Origin of the sequence: Amycolatopsis sp. A1MSW2902 (assembly GCF_017312175.1) — a bacterium.
GTDB lineage: Bacteria > Actinomycetota > Actinomycetes > Mycobacteriales > Pseudonocardiaceae > Amycolatopsis > Amycolatopsis nivea.
Window position 1 is genome coordinate 5,858,109 of the sequence record NZ_QJPO01000001.1, and the last position, 18,737, is coordinate 5,876,845.

General features: G+C 69.9%; 22 protein-coding genes. 13 read left to right on the forward strand and 9 right to left on the reverse strand.

The window, feature by feature from the left end; all coding sequences use genetic code 11:
* Positions 1 to 11 precede the first annotated feature (11 nt).
* The 3 genes from mptB to DMP23_RS26830 form a co-directional block, all read right to left on the reverse strand.
* A complete protein-coding gene (mptB, locus tag DMP23_RS26820) occupies positions 12 to 1,460 on the reverse strand; it encodes a polyprenol phosphomannose-dependent alpha 1,6 mannosyltransferase MptB (RefSeq protein ID WP_337822901.1) in 1,449 nt (482 codons plus the stop codon).
* 129 nt (positions 1,461 to 1,589) lie between these two features.
* Complete coding sequence (locus DMP23_RS26825) at positions 1,590 to 2,240, reverse strand: superoxide dismutase family protein (RefSeq protein ID WP_337822902.1); 651 nt, start codon at positions 2,238 to 2,240, stop codon at positions 1,590 to 1,592.
* Positions 2,241 to 2,373: 133 nt separating this feature from the next.
* On the reverse strand, positions 2,374 to 3,312 hold the full coding sequence (locus DMP23_RS26830) for a hypothetical protein (RefSeq protein ID WP_337822903.1): 939 nt from the start codon (positions 3,310 to 3,312) through the stop codon (positions 2,374 to 2,376).
* Positions 3,313 to 3,382: 70 nt separating this feature from the next.
* Here DMP23_RS26830 and DMP23_RS26835 point away from each other — a divergent pair, with 70 nt between their 5' ends.
* The 7 genes from DMP23_RS26835 (at position 3,383) to DMP23_RS26865 (ending at position 7,949) form a co-directional block, all read left to right on the forward strand.
* Positions 3,383 to 3,922, forward strand: coding sequence for a PadR family transcriptional regulator (locus tag DMP23_RS26835; protein WP_337822904.1), 540 nt, complete (start codon positions 3,383 to 3,385; stop codon positions 3,920 to 3,922).
* A gap of 88 nt (positions 3,923 to 4,010) precedes the next feature.
* Positions 4,011 to 5,162: a WXG100 family type VII secretion target gene (locus DMP23_RS26840; protein ID WP_043839425.1), complete on the forward strand. Its 1,152-nt coding sequence runs from the start codon at positions 4,011 to 4,013 to the stop codon at positions 5,160 to 5,162.
* A 25-nt stretch (positions 5,163 to 5,187) separates the two neighbouring features.
* Positions 5,188 to 5,514 carry a hypothetical protein gene (locus DMP23_RS26845; RefSeq protein WP_037820534.1) on the forward strand — a complete coding sequence of 109 codons (327 nt, stop codon included), beginning with the start codon at positions 5,188 to 5,190 and terminating at the stop codon, positions 5,512 to 5,514.
* Positions 5,511 to 6,305 (forward strand): ESX secretion-associated protein EspG, encoded by a 795-nt coding sequence (locus DMP23_RS26850; protein WP_337822905.1) that lies wholly within the window; start codon positions 5,511 to 5,513, stop codon positions 6,303 to 6,305. Before DMP23_RS26845 ends, DMP23_RS26850 begins: the two co-directional genes overlap by 4 nt.
* 32 nt (positions 6,306 to 6,337) lie before the next feature.
* Positions 6,338 to 6,742, forward strand: a complete 405-nt coding sequence (locus DMP23_RS26855) for a YbaB/EbfC family nucleoid-associated protein (RefSeq protein WP_043839644.1) — start codon at positions 6,338 to 6,340, stop codon at positions 6,740 to 6,742.
* Positions 6,739 to 7,047, forward strand: a complete 309-nt coding sequence (locus DMP23_RS26860) for a type VII secretion target (protein WP_037820537.1) — start codon at positions 6,739 to 6,741, stop codon at positions 7,045 to 7,047. Before DMP23_RS26855 ends, DMP23_RS26860 begins: the two co-directional genes overlap by 4 nt.
* The gene (locus tag DMP23_RS26865; RefSeq protein WP_337822907.1) at positions 7,044 to 7,949 is read left to right on the forward strand and encodes a hypothetical protein; all 906 of its coding nucleotides are present in this window, start codon (positions 7,044 to 7,046) and stop codon (positions 7,947 to 7,949) included. The genes DMP23_RS26860 and DMP23_RS26865 overlap by 4 nt, the downstream gene beginning before the upstream one ends.
* Here the strand turns inward: DMP23_RS26865 and DMP23_RS26870 are convergent.
* The 3 genes from DMP23_RS26870 to DMP23_RS26880 are packed head-to-tail and all read right to left on the reverse strand — an operon-like array spanning position 7,927 to position 10,948.
* Positions 7,927 to 8,334, reverse strand: coding sequence for a VOC family protein (locus tag DMP23_RS26870; protein WP_337822908.1), 408 nt, complete (start codon positions 8,332 to 8,334; stop codon positions 7,927 to 7,929). The two genes, DMP23_RS26865 and DMP23_RS26870, sit on opposite strands and share 23 nt — an antisense overlap.
* Positions 8,331 to 9,785 carry a BTAD domain-containing putative transcriptional regulator gene (locus tag DMP23_RS26875; protein ID WP_337822909.1) on the reverse strand — a complete coding sequence of 485 codons (1,455 nt, stop codon included), beginning with the start codon at positions 9,783 to 9,785 and terminating at the stop codon, positions 8,331 to 8,333. The genes DMP23_RS26870 and DMP23_RS26875 overlap by 4 nt, the downstream gene beginning before the upstream one ends.
* Positions 9,782 to 10,948: a sensor histidine kinase gene (locus DMP23_RS26880; protein ID WP_337822910.1), complete on the reverse strand. Its 1,167-nt coding sequence runs from the start codon at positions 10,946 to 10,948 to the stop codon at positions 9,782 to 9,784. The genes DMP23_RS26875 and DMP23_RS26880 overlap by 4 nt, the downstream gene beginning before the upstream one ends.
* Positions 10,949 to 11,008: 60 nt before the next feature.
* Between DMP23_RS26880 and DMP23_RS26885 the strand changes: the two genes are divergently transcribed.
* The 3 genes from DMP23_RS26885 to DMP23_RS26895 all read left to right on the forward strand — a co-directional run bounded on the left by DMP23_RS26885 (position 11,009) and on the right by DMP23_RS26895 (position 13,609).
* The gene (locus tag DMP23_RS26885; protein ID WP_337822911.1) at positions 11,009 to 11,581 is read left to right on the forward strand and encodes a TlpA family protein disulfide reductase; all 573 of its coding nucleotides are present in this window, start codon (positions 11,009 to 11,011) and stop codon (positions 11,579 to 11,581) included.
* Positions 11,582 to 11,630: 49 nt separating this feature from the next.
* Positions 11,631 to 12,311, forward strand: coding sequence for a TetR/AcrR family transcriptional regulator (locus DMP23_RS26890; protein WP_037820546.1), 681 nt, complete (start codon positions 11,631 to 11,633; stop codon positions 12,309 to 12,311).
* 401 nt (positions 12,312 to 12,712) lie between these two features.
* Positions 12,713 to 13,609, forward strand: a complete 897-nt coding sequence (locus DMP23_RS26895; RefSeq protein WP_037820547.1) for a C1 family peptidase — start codon at positions 12,713 to 12,715, stop codon at positions 13,607 to 13,609.
* Positions 13,610 to 13,698: 89 nt separating this feature from the next.
* Here the strand turns inward: DMP23_RS26895 and katG are convergent, their stop codons facing one another.
* Positions 13,699 to 15,942, reverse strand: coding sequence for a catalase/peroxidase HPI (katG, locus tag DMP23_RS26900; protein WP_337822912.1), 2,244 nt, complete (start codon positions 15,940 to 15,942; stop codon positions 13,699 to 13,701).
* 23 nt (positions 15,943 to 15,965) lie between these two features.
* Positions 15,966 to 16,394, reverse strand: a complete 429-nt coding sequence (locus tag DMP23_RS26905) for a Fur family transcriptional regulator (protein ID WP_037820549.1) — start codon at positions 16,392 to 16,394, stop codon at positions 15,966 to 15,968.
* 147 nt (positions 16,395 to 16,541) lie between these two features.
* Between DMP23_RS26905 and DMP23_RS26910 the strand changes: the two genes are divergently transcribed.
* The gene (locus DMP23_RS26910; protein WP_037820552.1) at positions 16,542 to 17,372 is read left to right on the forward strand and encodes an SAM-dependent methyltransferase; all 831 of its coding nucleotides are present in this window, start codon (positions 16,542 to 16,544) and stop codon (positions 17,370 to 17,372) included.
* A gap of 58 nt (positions 17,373 to 17,430) precedes the next feature.
* On the opposite strand, the gene DMP23_RS26915 is transcribed toward DMP23_RS26910, so the two are convergent.
* On the reverse strand, positions 17,431 to 18,114 hold the full coding sequence (locus DMP23_RS26915; RefSeq protein WP_037820558.1) for a TetR/AcrR family transcriptional regulator: 684 nt from the start codon (positions 18,112 to 18,114) through the stop codon (positions 17,431 to 17,433).
* A gap of 235 nt (positions 18,115 to 18,349) precedes the next feature.
* On the opposite strand from DMP23_RS26915, the gene DMP23_RS26920 reads away from it, so the two are divergent.
* On the forward strand, positions 18,350 to 18,586 hold the full coding sequence (locus tag DMP23_RS26920; RefSeq protein ID WP_037820561.1) for a hypothetical protein: 237 nt from the start codon (positions 18,350 to 18,352) through the stop codon (positions 18,584 to 18,586).
* Complete coding sequence (locus tag DMP23_RS26925; protein WP_337822913.1) at positions 18,583 to 18,708, forward strand: hypothetical protein; 126 nt, start codon at positions 18,583 to 18,585, stop codon at positions 18,706 to 18,708. Before DMP23_RS26920 ends, DMP23_RS26925 begins: the two co-directional genes overlap by 4 nt.
* Positions 18,709 to 18,737: the final 29 nt, after the last annotated feature.

Genomic DNA, 18,737 nt, shown 5'->3' on the forward strand with positions numbered 1-18,737 from the left:
CCGCGCCAGCGCTAGTCCACTGTGGAGGATTTCCGCAGCGCGAAGAACGCTGCGACCACCACCGCGAGCCCGATCACGTACGCGAGCACCAGCAACCCGACGCGCCCGCTGAAGTTGCCGCCCACCGGCGGAAGCACGACCGAAAACACCGCGACGAGCGTGATCACCACGGACCGCACGCGTCCGGCGGGCAGCGACGCGGCCAGCGGAATCACCGCCCACAGCAGATACCACGGCTGGACCACTGGCCCGAAGACCACGACCGCGCTCAGCATCAGCCCGAGCGAGCGGACCGCGTTGATCCGGCCGGTCCACTGCCGCTGCAGCACCACGACGATCGCGGCCGCGGTGAGCACGTACCCGATGATCTTGCCGACACCGATCATCGTCTGCGTGATGTGCGCGCCGAACAACGAACCGATGCCGCCGACGAGGAAGCCGAACCAGTTCGTCGGCGCCATCCAGCTGTTGACCTCCCCCGAGGTCGTCAGCGCGGACACCCAGCTGAACCCGATCCCCGACGCCAGCGAAACCGCCGCCGCCACCGCCGCGAAGACGACGACCATCGCCGCGCCGGCGAGCAGGAACTCGCCGATCCGCCCGCGCCGCCGGGCAATCGCCGTGCCGACCGCGGCCAGCGCGACCAGCGCGGGCACCTTCACCTCCGCGCCGAGCGCGATGAGCAGCACCCCGCCCGCGAGCGGCCACCAGCGAATCCGGTCGCCCAGCGCGTTCAGCGCGATCGCCACGCCCGCGACCATCAGGCCGAGCATCAGCGAGTCGTTGTGCGTCCCGGCGACCACGTGCCACAGAACCAGCGGGTTCAGCACGCCCAGCCACAACGCGACCCGCGGCGACGCCCCCGCCGCGGCCGCCAGGCGCGGCACCGCCCACGCGATCAGCACCAGCCCGGCCACCTCGATCAGCCGGTGCAGCGCGACCCCGACGATCGGATTCCCGCCGGACACCTGCGCGATGACCCGCTCGACCGCGCCGAACAACGGTCCGTACGGCGACGGCGTCTCGCGCCAGTAAACGCTGACCCGCCCGACGATGTCCGACGCCGAGCCCAGTGCTTGCTGCGGCCCGACGACGTTGAGGTCGAACCCGTGCGCGGCCACCGCACCCTGCGCGAGATAGCTGAAGACGTCCCCGCTGAACAGCGGCGGCACGACGAGCAACGGCCCGCACCACAACGCGAGCGTCCGCTTCAGCCAGCCCGCGTCGGGGAGGTCCGAGGCAAGGACGCGCCCGCCCAGCAGCGCCCACGCCAGCACCACCAGCCCGACACCGGCGATCCCGCCCGCGAACGGCAGGACCCCGGACATCCCGGCGGCCCCGGCGTACACCGCGACGGCCAGCAGCAGCACCCCGCCGAAGCCGGTCCAGCGCAGACTCGCCGCGGACGCGAAACTGAAGAACCGCACGGGCCGCGAGAGCGTGACCGGCTGACTAGACATGCCCCGATCGTAGTAGCCGCCGGCTCGGCGACCCCGGCTGCCGGTCCGTGAAGGGCTCCTTGCGGGAATCAGATTCCCGCAAGGAGCCCTTCACGGACCACGCTGAACTTGAGTCCACAAAGGACTCGGTCAGTTCTGGTCCCGGGTGATCACACCGCAGGCGAACCGAGTGCCCGCGTCGCCGGTCGCCTTGGTTTTCTCGTCCGGCACGGGTGCGTTCGGGTCGCCCCGGACGCTGTAGCGGTCGGCGGGAATGTTCGCGAAATTGTCGGACTTCGAGTGGACGATGATCGAGGTCCCGTCAGGACCGAACAGCTGGTCCAGGGTGAAGGTGTCCAGCACGAACTTGAGGTACCCGCGGCCGTTCGACCGCACCTGGACCGACGGCAGCTGCCCGATCGGCAGTCCGGTGTGGTGGTCCATCGGCATCAGGTGGCCGCCGGCGGCGGTGAACGGGTTCTTCGGGTCGCCGACAGTGCAGTTTCCCTTTTCGTGCACGTGCATACCGTGGAAACCGGGCGTGAAATGACCGGTGAGGTACACCTCGACCCAGACGGCGTGCGAACGGTTGTCGGCGGTGAACCACGCGGAACCGACCTCGTTGCCGTTGGCGTCCTTCAGCGTGGCGGAGGCGGAATCGCCGTCGCGATAAGCCGCACCGGCCGGCTGCCGGGCGGTGTCCGGCAACTGCTCGCCGACGTAGCCGCTGGCCACTGGCGCCACGCCCATGACCAGTGCGCAGGCACCCAACGCGCCTGCCACCAACTTCTTTCTGCGCACGGTATCTCCCTGAAGGCACTGGTGATCTCTGACCGATCCAGAATCGGGCCTCGCCTTCCCCGTGACCAGGGGCCAGATGGCACTAACCGAGTCCTGCGCGCGGCGGAATGTCCACCTTTCGCAAATCCGGAAGTCAGGAAGAATGCTCGGCAATCAGCCGCTTCACCGTCTCGTACACCGGTTTCGCGGAATAGTCGTCGCGCAGCAGCCCGAACCGGTTTTCCCGCGGACCACTCGACAATCCGTCCCGCAGCCCGAAAATCTCGTAGGTATCCACCCCGATCTCGGCAGCCAACCCGAGCACCGTGCGCGCCACGGATTCCATCACCCGAACCTGTTGTTCCTCCGAATTCTCCGACCCGGTCGGCCATCCGGTTTCGGTGATATGAATCGGCACGCTCGCCGGGATCCCGATCGCCGACGCGGATTCGCGAAACGACCGCACGACGTGGGTCACCGCACCGACCAACGCGTCGGCTGGCACTGGACGGAAAACGTCCGGGAAGAAGTCCAGGCCAAGGAAATCGACCCGAGCCAGCACCTCCGGAGCCACTGCCGACTGCACCGCGGCCCAGAACGGATCGCCGGGCAGTGCGACCGCGGCGTTGAACCCGATCGCCACGTCGACCCCGAGCCGCGTCCGCTCGTCCAGCGCCGCCGCGAGCCCGGCGCCGAGCGCTTCGTAGCAACCAGGACTGCCGCCGTCCAGCGGCGCGGCCACGTTGACCTCCTCGCAGACCTGCAGTTTCCCGCCGCCTAACTCGGCGACCTCGCGAACCGCGGCGCGCACCGCGTCGGCGAACCCGTCCGGATCGGCCTCCGGACTGCTGTAGCCGAGCACGTAGTCGACCACCCGCCCGTCGCCGAGATACGGCACCGGGTTCGGCGGCGTCGGCGCGTGCGGGCCCCGGTAACTGCGGTAGCACCGCACGTAGAACCGTTCCGTGCCCTTCGCGAGGTCCCGCAGCGCTTCCGCGGTCCGTTCGACGTCCTCCGGCGGCGCGTCGATGAAGGTTTCCAGCCGCACCAGATCCGTGCTGACCACGCCGGGCCACACGCCAAAGACGATCACGAGCATCTCCTCCAGTAGTCGTATACGAGCAATGTACTCGTATACGACTAACGTGCGCTACCCTGGTCCGGTGCCGACGAACGCTCTCGACAACCCGCTCGTGCTGCCGATGCTGGGCTTGCTCGTGGAAACCCCGCGCCACCAGTACGCGCTCCTGCGCGAGCTGCGCACCCGCTATCCGTTCCTGAACCCGAAGACGTCGACCGTGTACACGCTGGTCGGCACGCTGACCCGGAACGGGCTCGTCGAACCGGACGGCGACGGCGATCCGCAGCCGGTGCGGCTGACCGAGGCGGGCCTCGCCGACTTCCGCGAGCGGATCGAACGGCAACTGCGCGACGCCGACCCGAACCTCGATTCCCGGTTCCTGATCGCGCTGGCCTACCTCGGCGCACTGCCGCCCGCCCGCGCGGTGACCCTGCTGCGCGACCGGGCGGAACGGGTCCGCGACCAGCAGCACGAACTGTCCGCGACGCTCGACAACGCCGATTTGCCGGAACTGCAGATGATCGAGGCGCATTTCCTGGTTTCGCGGCTCCGGCACGACGCCGCGTGGCTCGCCCGCACCGCCGCCCGGATCGAGAGCGGAGACCTCGTCCCGCCCCGGTGATCACAGCTTTCATCGTGATTTCATCGCCGCCCCTTACCGTGCGCGAGTGCCTGGCGACAGCCTGCCGGGCAGAGGCGAAGGTGGGGGTATGACCGGCGAATCCGGATCAGTGGTCGACGCCGCGTCGGCAGGGGTGGAGAACCTGGCGGACTCGGCGCTCGCGGGACTCGACAAGGCAGGACCGGTCGGCGACCTGGCCAAACCGGTCGTGTCCGCGCTGCGCAACGTGTGGGAGGGCTACTTCGGGGCCCCGATCCCGCCCGGCAGCACCAACTGGAACGCCTACACGCACCAGCAGCTGTACCAGATGCTGTGGGACAAGGCCGACGTCGGCGACGTCAGCACGGTCGCCGCCGAATGGCAGCGGCACGGTTCGGAAATGCGGTCGCACGCCGATTCGCTCAAGTCGCAGCAGGGGACGCTGCACGAGAACTGGAGCGGCCAGGCCGCCGAACGCGCTTCCGGACGGCTGGGTTCGCTCGGCGAGCGCGCGTCCGGGATCGGCGACCGCGCCGGGACCGTCGGCGGCGCGGCCCAGAACGCGGGCGATTCGCTCGCCGTCGCGCGCAACACGATGCCGAAACCGCCGGGCGACCCGACCGGGGGCGTGGTCGCCGCCGCGGCGGCCGGAGCGGGTGCGGGTGCGGTCATCGGCGGGATCCTCGGCGCCGGAGCGGGCGGGATCGGGGCCGGTCCGGGTGCGTTGATGGGCGCGGCGATCGGCGCGGTCGCGGGCGGCGGGGCCAGCATGTTCGCCGCGAATGTCGCGGCGGCCGAACAGAAAGCCGAAGCGGTGCACGTGATGCAGCGCTACGAAGCCAGCCTGCACAAGAGCTCGCACGCGATCAATCCGCCGCCCGCCGGGGCGACGACCGCGGATTCCTACGGCGCGGACGAGTCGACCAGTGCGTCGAGCTACGTCGGTCCGCTCGGCGGGGCCGGGACCGGCGCGGGAAGCGGCATGCCGTGGGGCGCGCTGACCACCGCGGCCCCGGTCGAATCGGGCATGGCCGCCGGGATCCGCTCCGCGCTCGGCATGGAGGGCGCGCTGCTCGCCCGCAACGCGGCGATGGCGGAGATGGCCGCCGCCCGCGCGGCCAGCGGCAACGGGATGATGCCCGGCCGCGGCGCGGGAGCCGCACAGGAGGAGGAAGAGGAGCACAAGAACAAAATGCCGGTCCTCGACCAGCCGCTCCTGCACCCCGAAGACAAGACCATCAGCCCGGTGATCGGGCTGTGACGGCCGAAAAAGACAGGAGCTTCCGATGACCGGCCACGAGGTCGCCCCGAACGCGCTGGACCGGCAGGTCGCCGCGCTGGGCAGACTCGGCGAGCAGACCGGGGAACTCGTCGGTTCGGCGGGACGGCTCGCCGACCGGCTCCCGCAGCTCGGCACCGCGCCGCCCGCCCTGCACCTGGCGCAGCGGCTGCGCGAGGCCGCCGGGCACGCCGGGCTCACCGGCGAACTGGGCGCGGCGGACACCGAGCTGACCGGATTCCACGAGGCGCTGCAGGCGGGCATCCGGCGCTATCAAGAGCACGAATCCGGGGTGCAGGAAGCGTTCCAGCGGCTCGAACGGCAAGCCGAATGACCGCCGTGCTGCCGCGCGCCGGCGACGAGACCGTCCACATCGGACTTGTCGAGGCCGACCTGCTGGCCGTGCACGCCGGGGCGAGCTGGCCGTTTCCGTTGCAGGTGCCGTCTTACGGCCGGATCGAGGGCGAACGCGAGATCCTGTTCGCCACCGCCGGACAAGCGCTGCAAGCGCGCGGTCTCGCGGACGAATCCGGACCGGACGGCCTCGCCGCGGAAGCCGTGACCGCACTGCGCGAACGCCGCGGCATCGTCGATTTGGTGGTGGCGGACGCCGAGGGGGCGACCGCCGTCACCGCACTCGTCTACCGGTCCTCCGCGCTGATCTGCCGGCAACGGCTCGAGGCCGACACGCTGTCGGTGCGCCGGGTGGACGAGACCGCGCTGGTGGACGCCGTGCTCGCGGAGATTCCGCAGGTCGAGGCGGCCCGCACGATGCCGGTCACGTTGCCCGCGCACGCGGTCAAGGAGGCGATGGCACTCACCGACGACGAGGACGACGCCTCGCGCGCGCACCGGCTGCGCGACCTCGTCCACGACAGCGGCGGAGACCCGGCGGCGTTGGACAGCCTCGTCGGCCTCGTCGTCCCGCTGACCGGCCGCGGCCAGCTCGGCGCGACCCGCGACGGGCGCACCAGGGCAGGCCGCGAACTGTCCTGGATGGACGGACCGCGCGGCCGCGTCCGGATCAACCCCGCGCGGGGCGGCTGGCTCAGCGTGAACTCGCTGCGCCCGGCCGACCTGCGCTTCGCCCTCGGCGAGCTGGCCACCGCCGCCCGGCGGCCGTGATGACCGCACCGAAAACGACCGGAGGATCTTCCGTGCCGATCCAAGACTCGGCGGCCTGGCTCGCCGACTACCAGAAAAACCTGTCCCGGATGCAGGCGAACGCCGAGGCCGCGAGCGCGAGCCTCAGCCGCGTCGGCGGCCGGGCCGCGTCCCCGCGCGGCGAGGTCGAGGTCGAGGTGGGCCCGAGCGGCGCACTGACCGACCTGCGGCTGAGCCCCGCCGCCCGCGCGCTGGAAGCCGACGCGCTCGCCCGGCTCATCCTCGCCACCGTCCACGACGCGCACCGCCAGGCCGGCGCGCAGGTCGTGGACATCATGACCGACTACGTCGGCGACGGCCCGGCACTCCAGCTCGTCCGCGACAACCTGCCGGTCGAGGCCGCTCCCGCCGCGCCGCGCGAGGACGACTACTTCGCGAACCCGGGGATCATCTCGTGACCGCCGGCTTCGAGGTCGACCCCGCGCAACTGCGCCGGCACGCGGCCACCGTCGGCGACCTGGCCGACCGGCTCGGCAATGTCGCCCGCAGCGCCCCGTCCGGACTCGGCGACCAGGCGCTCGGCGTCTTCGTGCAGTTCCTCACCGTCGGCCTGCAAGCAGCGGTCGGCAAGACCAACGACGCCGTCTCGCACGCGTCGTCCACTGTGGACAAAGTGAGCGCGAATCTCACGCAGGCCGCGGAAAGCTACGAGCGTCGCGACCAGGGCAACGCGGCTTCGCTGCCCGGGAAGGACCTGCCGTGACCGACTCCGGCCAGCTGCTGGCAGACCTGAAGACCACCACGAAGGCGGTCGAGAACCACGACTGGGTGTCCGCCGGGCTCGGCGGCGCGACCACCGCGCTCGACCTGCTCGGCGCGTCGCAGGACCCGCTCGCCGCGTTGACCTCCGCCGGGTTCGGGATGATCACCGAACTGGTGCGGTTCCTGGAAGAACCGCTGAAACAGTTGCAGGGCAACCCGGATTCGGTGTCGTCGCACTCGCAGGGCATGGAGGGCGGCGGCCAGCAGGTGTCGTCCGTCGCGGACGACTACCGGCAGTCGACGGGTCCGGAAACATCGGAGTGGAGCGGTTCTTCTGCTTCGAGCTACCGCGACAACAGCTCCCAGCACGCGGACTGCGTCGAGGCTGTCGGCCAGGCCGGCATCGCGATGGCCAAGGCGGCCACCGGAGCCGGGAAGGTCGTCGCGAAGGCGCAGCAGGAGGTCGGCGGGCTCATTTCGGAGGCTGTCGGGCAGATCATCCAGCTGATGACGCAGGCGTTCGCCGCCGCGCAGGCGACCTTCGGCGCGAGCATCGCGGCGGCGATCCCGCAGGCGGTGGCGATCGCGACGCAGTACGGCGGGCAGATCGCGCAGAAGCTCGGGGTTTTGCTGTCGGACTCGGACAACCTGCTGCAGCTGATCACTTCGGTGACGCAGGGGCTGGAAGCCGCGACGCAGCTGATGACGAAGCTCAGCGAGGCGTCGAAGGGCGGCTCCGGGGAGGATTCCAGCTCTTCGGATTCTTCTTCGCAGGCTTCGTCGCGTTATCCGGCTTCTTCGCAGTACGCGGATTCTTCGGACTCGGACTCGGACTCGGCGGATTCGCAGTACCCGAGCCAAAGCCGCCCGCGCACTCCGGTCAGCACCGCGCAGCAGAGCTGACGAGCTCGACCTCGAAGCCGTCGTCGTTCTGCAGGTACGCGGCGTAGTGCTCCGCGCCGCCCGCATGGGGATGTTTCTCCGGAAACATCAGCTGCCACCCGTGCCGGGCGGCGTCGGCGGCCAACCGCTCGACCGTCGCCGCGTCCTTGACGTGAAAGGCCAGGTGGTTCAGCCCCGGCCGGCAACGGTCGTGCCGGTCCGCGGTCAGCGCCGGGGATTGCTCGACCACGAGGTACGTCGGCCCGAGCCGCCAGCTGCGTCCCGCCTCCCAGTCCTGGAACCGCTGATATCCCAGCTCTTCCAGCAGCCATCCCAGCGACGCGACCGCGCGGGCCAGGTCCGGCACCCACAACTCGACATGGTGCAGGGTCCCGTGCGCACTCACGAGGGACCCCGATCCGAGCTGAGCACCACCCGCAATTCCCGGTCCAGCTCCGCCCCCGGTTCGACATCCAGGTCCGCCCGCAGCCGTTCCCGTATCCGCCGGTGCACCGCCAGCGCGTCCGCCCGGCGGCCGCCACCGTGGAGCGCCCGCATCAGCAACACCGCAAGCGGTTCCCGGTGCGGATGCACCGCCAGCAACGCCGACAGCTCGTGCACGACGTCGTCGGTTCGCCCGAGCTTCAGCTGCAGCACGGCTTTCTCCTGCACCAACGTCAGCCGCCGCTCGGTCAGGCGCACGCGTTCCCCCTCGACGAACGGGCCGGGCAATCCGGCCAAGGGCTCGCCATGGAACAGGGCCAGCGCACCGTCGTACGCGTCGACCGCGACTGCCGGGTCACCGCCTCGGGTGGCGGTCGCGGCTTCCGAGATCCGGTCGGTCAGCTCGGTGACGTCCAGCTGCGCTCGCTCCCCGGCGAAGCGGTATCCGCCGCGGTCGCTGCCGATGACCGAGTCTTCCGTCCGCTCGCCAGCCCCGCGCAGACATTTCCGCAGGCGGTGCACGTAAACCGGAACCACCCGGCCACCGGTGCCGGGCGGCTCCAAACCCCAGACGCCGTCGAGCAACTCCCCGGGGCTGACCGTCTCGCCCGGGCGCAGGACCAGCGCCGCGAGCAGCGCTTGTTGCCGCACCGGGCCCAGGTCCAGCAGGTTCGGCCCTCGCCAAGCCTGCAACGGGCCGAGGACGCTGAACCGCAACGAATCCGGATCGACCGGAGCAGGGGCTGTGCCAGGGGTGACCAGGCCGTGGTCGAAGGCGTAGACGATGGCCGCCGCCCGGTCGCGGAGGCGGAGTTTCGCGCACAGCCGCTCGAAATGCGCCTCGACCGTGCTCGCGGAAATCCCCAGCGTTCCGGCGATTTCCGCGTCGGTCAAACCCCGCGCCACCGCGGTCAGGACATCCAGTTCGCGCGGCGTCAACAATCCGGACGGCATCGCCGGGCGATCCACCGCCGCCTCGCGGTAGGTCGTGAGCACGCGTCCGGTGACTGCCGGATCGAGCCACGCCTCGCCCATCGCGACCGCTCGCACCGCGCGGATCAGGTCCTCCGCGGAGGAATCCTTCAGCACGTATCCGACCGCGCCCGCGCGCAGCACCCCGGCGAGCAGCTCGTCGTCATCGAAGGTGGTCAGCGCGAGCACCGGCGGGCGCGGGCCGGACGCACGCAGCTGTCGCGTCGCCTCGATGCCGTCGACGCGCTTCATCCGCAGGTCCATCACCACCACATCGACCCCGCCGGCCGCTTCGAGCGCGGCCGGGACCTCGTCGCCGTCCGAGCACTCGCCCACCACCACGAACCCGTCGCGGCGACGCAGGATCAACCGCAACCCGGATCGCACCAGCTCCTGATCGTCGACGAGCAAGACCCGCGTTTCCCCGGCGGCAGCGGTCACGACGCGGCCCCGCGCGCCAACGGCACCGCCACGTCGACTACCCACTCGCCGCCCTCGGGTCCGGCTGCCAGCCGCGCACCGAGCTGATCCGCTCGCGCCGTCATGCCCGCCAACCCCGAACCACCCTCGTTGCGCGCCGCGCCGTTGTGTCCATTGCGGACCGTCAGCCGCGCGTCCGCCGCGTCAATCTCCAGTCGTACCAACGCCTTCTCCCCCGGTGCGTGTTTGACGACGTTCGCCAGCGACTCCTGGACGATCCGGTAGAGCCCCAGCCCCACCGTGCTGTCGACCACGGTCACGTCGCCCTTCAGTTCGTAGTCCGCGACCAGTCCGGCCGCGCACGTTTCGGCCACCAGGTCCGCGATGTCGCCCGCACCGGGCAACGGCCGCGTCCCCGCCGACTCCTGCGCGAGCAATCCAACCGTGCGCCGGATATCGGCCATCGCCGCCCGTCCGATCCGCTCCGCCTCGGTGAGCGCCGCGACGGCTTCGTCGACGTCGCGATCCGTGCGCAACCCGTGCCGCGCGCCCGTGACGTGCAGCAACGTGATGCTCAGTGAATGCGCGACCACGTCGTGCACCTCGCGCGCGATCCGCTGCCGCTCGCCGAGCATCGCCTGTTCGCGCACGGCCTCCTGCTTGCCTCGCTCGGCGTCCAGCGCACGCACGTACCAGCGCAACATGAACCCGGCAGCCATCCCGACCACCACCGCGAGCATGTACACCGGGAACCCGACCAGCCCGACGGTCAGCGCGGCCGCCCCGAGCACCGCGATCGCCCCGCCGGTCGCCGCGAACGCGACCCGCGCCGAAGCGATGGACCCCAGTTCGCCGGTGAGCACGATCAGCGGCATTGGCGCGAAGTCCGGCACCACCGGATGCGTCAGCAGCAGCCCGATCCCGGCGAGCATCCCGAGCGCCTTCACCCACGACGGCGCGAGCCGCCCGGTGCACACCCACAGCAGCGTCGACGCCGTGGCCAGCAGAAACCCGCCGATCGCGACCGGAAGCGCGGACCCGGCCCGCTGCCCGACCGCGACGATCAGCCCGATCACCGTGAAGGCGGTCGTCCCCATCGGCACCCACCAGGGCAGCGTGAGCCCGGACCGGGCCAAGCCGTCGGCCAGCCTGCTCCGCAACCGGTCCCGCGCTCTCTCCCACACGAGGTCCAGCCTAGGAAACCGGGGCGGAGGCCGCCCGCGGTATCAGCGATACCATGCCGTGTGCGCCTCGCCCGTCGCCTGTTTCTGCTGGCACTGCTGCCCCTCACCGCGTGCGCGACCGGGAAGGACGCGGTCAGCCAGTCGGACACGTTCGAATTCGTCTCGCCGGGCGGGCAGACGACCATCCACTATCCCGTGGAGCAGCGCAAAAAGGTAGCGGACCTCAAGGGCCAGAGCCTGCGCGAACCCGGCAAGGACCTGTCGCTGGCCGATTACTCCGGCAACGTCGTCCTGCTCAACCTCTGGGGCGCCTGGTGTGGGCCGTGCCGTGCCGAAGCGCGCACTCTGCAGACCATCGCCGACTCCGGCCGCGCCCGCGGGATCCGGGTGCTCGGCCTCAACGTCCGCGACAACCCGAAGTACGCCGCCGACTTCGTCAAGGACCTCGGGCTCAGCTACGAGTCGATCTTCGACCCGTCCGGCCGGGTCGCCCTGCGGCTGCGCGGCCTCCCGCTAAGCGCGGTGCCGATCTCGCTGATCGTGGACAAGCAGCAGCGGGTCGCGGCCGTCTACCTAGGCGCGATCCTGCGGACCGACGTCCAGCCCACCCTGGACCGCGTGCTCGCCGAGTAGACCGGCCAAGGTCCAGACCGTTCGGGCGGCGTGCGCCTACCATGGGCGGATGACCGCGAGTGGCTACAACCGCCGGGAACGTCCCGCCAAGCCCGCGCTGAGCCGCGAAGGCATCGTCGCGGCCGCTCTCGACGTCGTGCGCCGCGAAGGCGCCGAACGCGTCACCATGCGGCGGCTCGCGAAGGAACTGGACACCGGCCCGGCCTCGCTCTACGTCTACGTCCGCGACACCGACGAACTCCACGCCGCGGTGCTCGACGAACTCCTCGGCGAAGTCCCCACCACCGCCGGCGCCGCCGAAGGAGACTGGCGGAGTCGCTTGTGGACAGTCATGTCCACCTACCGCGACGTCCTGTACGCGCACCCCGGGCTCGCCCGCGTCGCACTCGTGACGCCGTTGAACGGACCGAACTACCTCGCCGTCGTCGACACCGTGCTCGGCCTGCTCGCCGAAGCCGGGGTACCGTCCGGCCCCGCCGCGTGGACGGTCGACCTCCTGCTGCTCGTCGCCACCGCCAGCGCGGTCGAGCACAGCACCCGCAAGGACCGCCCGGACGCGGAACGGCAGCACGACGCGCTCGCCGAAACCGTCCGCGGACTCTCGCCGGAAACGCATCCGAACATCGCCGCGGCGAGCGGGAATCTGTTCTCCGGCAACGCGGACACACGTTCCCGATGGGCGATCGACGCCCTCCTCAACGGCGCGCGCACGACCCCGCTGCCGGACTGAGGTTTCTCCGTAGCGGGTTGCGCTCACGTACTTCGCGGTAGCCCGCCGCACCAGCGCACCCGCATCGCCCGGCGGTTCGCTGCGGCGGCTTTCGCACGCGACGCGCAGCGTGCTTCTCTCCCCGGCAATGGTCCGCGCACTACGAGAAAACCTCGCCGAATGGTTCAAACCACTGCGGGGGCAAGGGTTTCCCACGAGTCCATAATGGACCAGTACGCCGGAATAGCGGCGATAACGGGCGGAATGTCCGCTTGATCGATCCCCCGCAAATACCGCAGTTGATACGTTCCCTCCTTTCGTAGGTTCCCGGAAAATTTCCGCCGATCTACCTTTGCTGTGGTCGGATCCACCTCCCCACCCTTTCCGATTTCTTTTTCTGCATGCCCACAAGGAGTATGAGAATGCAGATCAGAAAAACGTCCGCACTCGTTTCCCTGCTCGCCGCCGCCGGCATGGCCGCGGCGATGGGCGCGACCCCGGCCTCCGCGGCCGCCGCCCAGCACCACCCGCAGCACCAGAAGCACGGCCTCGGGCTGAACGTCGCCGGGCTCAAGGCCGCGCAGTCCAGGATGCACGCCCACGCGAACTCCGCGCTCCCCGTGCACCAGCGCACCACCGCCGAACTGCCCTCCAGCGGCGACCTCACGCAGTACGCCAACGCACCCGGCGACCAGGGCCAGGTCGGCTCGTGCGTCACCTGGGCCACCGGCTACACCGGCTACGGCGTGCTGATGAACGAGCAGGGCATCAGCGGCGGCCCGATGGCCCCGATGTTCATTTACTCCCAGATCGCCAAGGGCAACGACCAGGGCACCTGGGCGAGCGTCGCGCTGCCGATGGAACAGCAGCAGGGCATCGACACCAAATCCGACTACTGGCAGGGCGATTTCGACTACACGACTCAGCCCGACCAGAACGAAAAAGCGAATGCCGCACACTACAAGCTGTCCGGCTACACGCAATTGTCCACGAGCGGCGACGCGGCGCGGTCCGACATCGAGAACGCCATTTCCCAGGGCGAGCCGGTCGCGATCGGGTTCACCGTGCACCAGAGCTTCATGGACCTGAACTCCTCGACCGCGAGCGACTACTCGTACCTGCCCGGCGACTCGAACAGCGACCCGGTCGTCGGCGGGCACGAGGTGACCATCGTGGCCTACAACGACCAGGGCGTGAAGATCGAGAACAGCTGGGGCTCCGGCTGGGGCGACAGCGGTTTCGTGACCGTGCCGTGGTCGTTCTTCAACACCGGCGACGTCGACGAGGTCAACGCGATGGGCAAGCTCGTCCAGAGCTGACCGTCGCGCGCGACCCGGGTGATGCGAAAAAAGGGCTCCTTGCGGGAATTCCCGCAAGGAGCCCTTTTCCGATCAGCTGATCAGGAAACTCAGACCAGGTCGTACCGGTCGTTGTTCATGACCTTGTGCCACGCGGCGACGAAGTCGCGGACGAACTTCTCCTTGGCGTCGTCGCTGCCGTAGACCTCGGCGACGGCGCGCAGTTCGGAGTTCGAGCCGAACACCAGGTCGTTGCGGGTGCCGGTCCACTTGACCTCGCCGGTGGCGAGATCGCGGCCCTCGAAGGACTCCGCGTTCGGGCCCTCGCCGTCGGCGGGCTTCCACTCGGTGCCCATGTCGAGCAGGTTGACGAAGAAGTCGTTCGTCAGCGCGCCCGGCCGGTCGGTCAGCACGCCCGCCGCCGAGTTCTGGTAGTTCGCGCCCAGCACGCGCAGGCCGCCGACCAGCACGGTCATCTCCGGCGCGCTCAGGTTGAGCAGGTTCGCCTTGTCCACCAGCAGGTACTCGGACGGCAGCGCGTTGGCCTTGCCGCGGTAGTTGCGGAACCCGTCGGCCTTCGGCTCGAGCGGCGCGAACGAGTCCGCGTCGGTCTGCTCCTGCGTCGCGTCGGTGCGGCCCGGCGTGAACGGAACGGTGAGCTCGACGCCGCCGTCCTTCGCCGCCTTCTCCACGCCCGCCGCGCCGGCCAGCACGATCAGGTCGGCGAGCGAGATCTTCTTGCCGCCGGTCTGCGCGCTGTTGAACGCTTCCTGGACACCCTCGAGCGTGCGCAGCACCTGCGCCAGCTCGTCCGGCTCGTTGACCTCCCAGCCGCGCTGCGGCTCGAGGCGGATGCGGGCGCCGTTCGCGCCGCCGCGCTTGTCGCTGTGCCGGTAGGTCGAGGCCGACGCCCACGCGGTGGACACCAGCTGCGCGACCGAAAGGCCGGACTCGAGGACCTTCGCCTTGAGGTCGGCGACGTCCGCGTCGTTGACCAGCTCGTGGTCGACGGCCGGGACCGGGTCCTGCCAGATCAGCTCTTCCTGCGGCACGAGCGGGCCGAGGTAGCGCTGGACCGGGCCCATGTCGCGGTGAGTGAGCTTGAACCAGGCGCGGGCGAAGGCGTCCGCGAACTGGTCCGGGTTCTCGTAGAACCGGCGCGAGATCGGCTCGTAGATCGGGTCGAAGCGCAGCGCCAAGTCGGTGGTCAGCATGCTCGGCGCCCGGTTGAGGTCACCGGTCTCCGGGTCCGGCACGGTGTTCGCGGCGGCGTTGTTCTTCGGTTTCCACTGGTGCGCGCCCGCCGGGCTCTTGGTCAGCTCCCACTCGTAAGTGAAGAGGTTGTGGAAGAACCAGTTGCTCCACTTCGTCGGGGTGGGGGTCCAGGTGACCTCCAGCCCGCTCGTGATCGCGTCCCGGCCCTTGCCGCTGCCGAAGCTGTTCTTCCAGCCGAGGCCCATCTGCTCGATCGAGGCGCCTTCCGGCTCGGCGCCCACGTGCACGTCCGCGTCGGCCGCGCCGTGCGTCTTGCCGAAGGTGTGCCCGCCCGCGATCAGCGCGACGGTCTCCTCGTCGTTCATCGCCATCCGGCCGAACGTTTCGCGGATGTCGCGCGCCGCGGCGATCGGGTCCGGGTTGCCGTTCGGGCCTTCCGGGTTCACGTAGATGAGCCCCATCTGGACCGCGGCCAGCGGGTTCTCCAGCTCGCGGTCGCCCTTGTACCGCTCGTCGCCGAGCCAGGTGCGCTCCGGGCCCCAGTACACGTCCTCGTCCGGCTCCCACACGTCGGCGCGGCCGCCGGCGAAGCCGAAGGTCTTGAAGCCCATCGTCTCGAGCGCGCGGTTGCCGGTGAAGATCATCAGGTCGGCCCACGAGATCTTCTTGCCGTACTTCTTCTTGACCGGCCACAGCAGGCGGCGCGCCTTGTCGAGGTTCCCGTTGTCCGGCCAGCTGTTCAGCGGCGCGAACCGCTGCTGCCCGGCGCCGGCTCCGCCGCGGCCGTCGTCGATCCGGTAGGTGCCGGCGCTGTGCCAGGCCATCCGGATGAACAGCGGGCCGTAGTTGCCGAAGTCGGCGGGCCACCATTCCTGGGAGTCGGTGAGCACCGCGTCGACGTCGCGGGCGAGCTCGTCGAGGTCGAGGCTCTGGAATTCCTTCGCGTAGTCGAAGCCGTCGTCCATCGGGTCCGCCACGGCGGGATGCTTCCGGAGGATCTTCAGGTTGAGCTGGTTCGGCCACCAGTCACGGCTGCTGCCGCCCTCGGTCGGGTGCGCGAAGCGGCCCGTGTGGACCGGGCACCCGCCAGCGGTCTCCTCATTCATCTCGCCGACTTCGGCGTTCGGGGTGTCAGACACGGGAATCCTTCCGGAAATCAGAATCAGTTTGCTGCCGTCGAACAGGCGGGGCATCGGCCCCAGTAGACGACCTCGGCCTCGTCGATGACGTAACCGTGCGCGTCGGAAGCGGTGAGGCAAGGCGCTTCCCCGACCGCGCAGTCGACGTCCTCGATGGCACCGCACGAGCGGCACACGACGTGGTGGTGATTGTCCCCTACCCGGGCCTCGTACCGCGCGACCGAACCGGGCGGCTGGATGCGCCGCAGCAGCCCCGCGTCGGTCAGCGCGCGCAGCACGTCGTAAACGGCCTGGTGGGACACCTCGCCGAGATCCGCGCGCACCATGCCGATGACGGATTCGGTGTCCGCGTGCGCGTTGGCGTGCACGGCGGAGAGCACGGCCACCCGGGGGCGCGTGATCCGCAACTGCACTCCGCGCAGCAGCTGCTCGAAGTCCGTGGTCGTCGGCATGCCCGGGAGTCTGCCCGATTTTCTGGAATGAATCAAGAATCTGTCACCCACTCCGGTTGTCCTCCTCCTGGCGGTCGCTTGACAGCCCGGAAGGTCTACGGTGAGTAGACCAAAGAGACGTCCGACACATCCGAGGTGACGCCAGAAATGACCGAGGCCGTCGAATCGCCCAGTTCGCACCCGGTCGGGGTCGATATCACGCGAGCGAGCATTGCCCGGGTGTACGACGCCGCGCTGAACGGCACGAACAACTACGAGATCGACCGCAGGGTGCTCGACCAGGTGCGGACCGTGGCCCCGGAGGTCAACGACCTCGCCTGGGCCAACCGCAACTTCCTCATCCGCGCCTGCCGCTTCCTCGCCACCCAGGGCAGGGTCACCCAGTACCTCGACTGCGGTTCGGGCCTGCCCACGGCGGAGAACACGCACCAGGTCGTGCAGCGGATCATCCCCGAAGCCCGCGTGCTGTACGTGGACAACGACCCGGTGGTCCTCGCGCACGGGCGCGCGCTGCTGGAGGAGAACGAGAACACCCGGTTCATCGAAGCGGACATCTTCAAGCCCGACCAGATCCTGCAGAACGAGACCGCGCGCGAGTTCCTCGACTGGACGAAGCCGATCGCGTTGCTGCACAACGGAACCCTGCACCACTACCTCGGCGACGACTACGAGGAGATGATGCGGACCTACGTCGACGCGCTGCCGTCCGGGTCGTTCGTGGTGGTCGCGCACTTCCTCGACCCGCAGACGCCCGAGCACAGCGAGATCGCCCGGCGGATGGAGGACAAGTTCACGCACAGCCCGATGGGCAGCGGCCTTTTCCGCACCTGGGACGAGATCGGCCGGATGTTCGGCGGCACCGAACTGGTCGACCCGGGCCTCGTGCTGTGCGAGGACTGGTGGCCGGACGGCCCGCGGTACCAGCCGCTGAACCAGGTCCAGGAGTGCATCGCGGGCGGGGTCGGCCGGAAGGCCTGACGCGCTGGTCCGAGAAGGGCCCCTTGCGGGGATTCCCGCGAGGGGCTCTTTCGCGCGGTCAGTCGAGGATGCGGTAGTCCAGATCGGACAGCGGCGAGTCCGGGTTGAGCGCGACGCCGACCGTGCGCAAGGTGTCGTCGAGGATCGACCAGACCCAGCGGGCGAGCAACTGGCGCAGATCCTCGCGGTCGATGCCGCGCGGGGCGTCGAGCCAGTGCGCGGTGCTGGACTCGACCAAGCCGACCAGCCCGTACGCGATGGTTTCGCCGACCCGCTGGTCCGCGCCGAACAGGCCGAGGTAGTACTCGAACAACACAGTCAGCTGCCGGGCGATCGCGGTTTTCACGTCCGCCACGACGTCGCGCGGCCCAGTCACCGACTGCCGCATCAGATATTGATACAGCGCGCGGTGTTCGGAAAGCCATTCGATATGCGCGCCGATCGTCGCGTGCACCATTTCGCGCGGAGTGCCGGAAACTCCCCACAACGGCGAGAATTGCGCGCCGATCATTTCCGCCGCCCGCAACGCGATAGCGCGCTGCAGGTCCGCGGTGTCGGCGAAATGCTTGTAAATGCGCGTGCGAGCGACGCCGGCCTCGTCGGCGATCTGCTCGGTGGACACCTCCGGCCCGAACCGGGCGATCGCGCGCATACCGGCTTCCACGAACTCCCGGCGCCGGCGTTCGCGCTGCCCTGCCCACCGGGTGGCCCGCCCGTCGGGCGGAGTACCTGAGGACGTCATCCGCGCGAGTGTATCGCCGGGTCACATACCGGATACGCCACTGTACCTGTTACTTTGGGTATAGCGGGATGACTGTCTGTGGTCGGGTTGCCTCGATGCGGGTGTCGCGTTCACCGCGGCCGTTGCGTCGCTGTGGCCCAGATCACGGACCGGGAGTGCGTCATCGACCCGAGGGGAGCGAGTCGCGTCGATGAAGCGAGCGTCGCCCACAAGGGTGGCGTGCAGGGAGGAACACATGGACGGCGAACAGCACCGGTCCGAACTGTCCACCGGCCACCGGGTCACCTACCTGGTCGGCCAGCGCACCGGCAGGCGCCAGCTGTGCCGGCGCGGGGTGGTCACCGGAGCCCCGGTCACCGACGACGCGACCGCGGTCACCTGGGTCCCGGTCCAGGTCGACGGCCAGGCAAGAGACGCGGATCCGCAGTGGATCGCGGCCGACGCGATCATCGACGTGGTGAGCGCGTCGTGAGCGCGGAACAGGCCGTGGCCACCCCGATCTTCGACGGCGTGGTCGCCGAGGCCGGGCTCGACTGGTCCGAAGAGGACGTTGCCCAGGGCGCGGCGAAGGAGAAGCCCGGCTCGGGCAAATAGACACCGGCGGGCTCGTCCCAGCCGAGATC